General features: G+C 71.0%; 1 protein-coding gene and 2 pseudogenes. 2 read left to right on the top strand and 1 reads right to left on the bottom strand.

The window, feature by feature from the left end; translation table 11 throughout:
• Together GUY61_RS37255 and GUY61_RS37250 are read left to right on the top strand one after the other, a co-directional pair.
• Positions 1-1,165: pseudogene (locus tag GUY61_RS37255) on the top strand (export associated protein); the annotation flags it as partial.
• A 264-nt stretch (positions 1,166-1,429) separates the two neighbouring features.
• Positions 1,430-2,410, top strand: coding sequence for a TerC family protein (locus GUY61_RS37250; protein ID WP_166634713.1), 981 nt, complete (start codon positions 1,430-1,432; stop codon positions 2,408-2,410).
• Positions 2,411-2,451: 41 nt separating this feature from the next.
• On the opposite strand, the pseudogene GUY61_RS37245 reads toward GUY61_RS37250, so the two are convergent.
• Positions 2,452-2,641 (bottom strand): annotated as a pseudogene (locus GUY61_RS37245) (MHS family MFS transporter); the annotation flags it as partial.

The raw sequence follows: 2,641 nt of genomic DNA, 5'->3' as shown, positions 1-2,641 counted from the left end.
CCCCGCCGCGCCGCCGGCCGGGCCGGGCCGGCCCGCACAGCCCGTCGCGGGCGACGCCACCGGCTGGTCCATGGACGAGCGGCTCTACAACCAGGTGTGGGGCATGTTCGAGGACATGGCCCGCACCGTCGCCGCGTACCGCAGCGCGGTCGACTTCGCCGAATCGCGGATGGAGCAGGAACTGGACCGGCTGCTCGCGGACCCGCGCAGCCGCCTCGGCAGCGGCGGTGAACAGGCCAGGGAGGCGGCCCGCGCCCGGCAGGACCAGCTCATCGACCAGGCCAGGGCCGTGCTGGACCGCGACCTGGCGCAGCTCGCCGCCGAGGCGGCCGTCGTGGAACCGGCCCTGCCGCCCGCCTACGCGGGCTGGGACAACCCGGTATGGCAGGGGTACCGCGTGCCGATGGAGATCCCGATGGCGCTGCGCCTCGGCGATCTGCGTCTGCCCGAGCACACCGAGCTGCGCATCCCGATGCTGGTCAGGCTGCCGATGGAGCGCGGTCTGTGGATCGACAGCGGACGCTCCAGTTCCGCCGCCGGACTCGTCGACGGCGACGAACTGCGCGGCCTCGCCATGGAGACCGCGGTGGCGCACGCCGCCCGCCTGCTCGCCGTCCACCCGGCCGGCGAGTTCACGGTGCACGTCATCGACCCCGCGGGCACGGGCGCTCCCGCGCTGAGCCCCCTGGTGAGCACCGGTGTGCTCGCCGAGCCGCCCGCGAGCGGCGCCGGGGGAGTGGCGGCAGTACTGGCCAGGCTCACCCAGCGGGTGGACCTGGTGCAGATGGCGCTGCGCGGGGGCGCCTCCGACGCGCTGCCGCCCGGTCTTGACGTCGCCCAGCAGCTGCTGATCGTCAACGACTTCCCGCACGGCTTCGACGACCGGGCCGTGACCCAGCTGCGGTACCTCGCCGACGAGGGACCGTCCGTCGGCGTGCATCTGCTGATGGTCGCGGACCGCGAGGACGCCTCCGCCTACGGCCCCGTTCTCGACCCGCTGTGGCGCTCACTGCTCCGTCTCACCCCGGTCCCCGACGACCATCTCGCCGATCCGTGGGTGGGGCACGCCTGGACGTACGAACCGGCGGTGACGCCGAAGGGGAGCGAGGTGCTGTGGCAGGTGCTCGGCAAAGTGGCGGCGGCCCGCCGGGCGTACGGCTCCTGAGTCGATCAGGCCCCTGACCTGCGAAACCATACTCTTCTTGGGGAAGCCTTTACCTTCACTTGGTCTTTCGTGTACTGTTCTGGGAGCGGAGGGGAGTACTCCTGACTGCGGCGTTCCCGTCAGTACGGTCCGGTTCGTGCCGGTCCCGGGGCGTCGGCCCGTTCCGGGGCAGATCGTGCCGTCGCGCACGCGGAGCGGGTGGAAGAGACCTCCGGCAGTGACAACGCCCGTGCGGCGTGCCCCGAGCCGGAGGATTCCTGACCCGTGGACGTTTCCCTGACCGTATGGCTGCTGACCGTCGTCGGTCTGTCGGCCCTCATCGCCGTCGACTTCTTCATCGGCCGCAAACCCCACGACGTCTCCATCAAGGAGGCGGGCACCTGGACCGTGGTCTGGATCGTCCTCGCCGGCCTCTTCGGCGCCGGCCTGCTGGTCCTCGCCGGGGGCCGGCCCGCCGGTGAGTTCTTCGCCGGGTACATCACGGAGAAGTCGCTCAGCGTCGACAACCTGTTCGTCTTCGTCCTGATCATGGCCAAGTTCGCCGTGCCCTCGCGCTACCAGCAGCGTGTGCTGCTCATCGGCGTGCTGATAGCCCTGGTGCTGCGCGCGGTGTTCATAGCCGCAGGCGCCGCGATCATCGCGAGCTTCTCCTGGGTCTTCTACATCTTCGGCGCCTTCCTGATCTACACCGCCTGGAAGCTCATCCAGGAGGCGCGGGCAGAGGAGCACGACGAGGAGTTCGAGGAGAACCGCCTGCTGAAGGCCGCCGAGAAGCGCTTCGGTGTCGCCGACAGGTACCACGGCACCAAGCTCTTCGTCCGGCAGCACGGCAAGCGCGTCATGACCCCGATGCTCGTCGTCATCCTGGCCATCGGCACCACGGACGTCCTTTTCGCGCTGGACTCCATCCCGGCGATCTTCGGTCTCACCCAGGACCCGTACATCGTCTTCACCGCCAACGCCTTCGCCCTGATGGGCCTGCGCCAGCTGTACTTCCTCATCGGCGGGCTGCTGCGGAAGCTGGTCCACCTCTCCTACGGCCTGTCGGTGATCCTCGGCTTCATCGGCGTCAAGCTGGTGCTGCACGCGCTGCACGAGTCCGGGGTGCACGTCCCCGAGATCTCCATCCCCGTCTCGCTCGGCGTGATCTGTACCGTCCTGATCGTCACCACGATCACCAGCCTGATCGCCGTCAGGAAGCCGGACCGCGCCGGGGAGGCCGGGAAGCCGCGCGTCGACGCCTGACGCCCCGGAGCGGGCCCCGGCACCGCCGCCGGGGCCCGCGCTCATCCCCGTTCCATCACGGCCCGCGCCCGCGGGGCGCGCAGTTCCCCGGGCCGGGTCTCAGGCAGCAGCGCGAAGCAGCCCAGACTGAGCAGCGCCACCGCCGTCAGGTAGGCCGCCACTCCCCAGGGCGGCCCCTCGCCCCGCCCCGCCACCGCGGTGGCCACGACCGGGGTGAGCGCACCCCCGAGA

Origin of the sequence: Streptomyces sp. GC420 (genome assembly GCF_009916105.1) — a bacterium.
In the GTDB taxonomy this organism is placed as follows: Bacteria; Actinomycetota; Actinomycetes; order Streptomycetales; family Streptomycetaceae; genus Streptomyces.
This window is presented reverse-complemented; position numbering and strand designations above follow the sequence as displayed.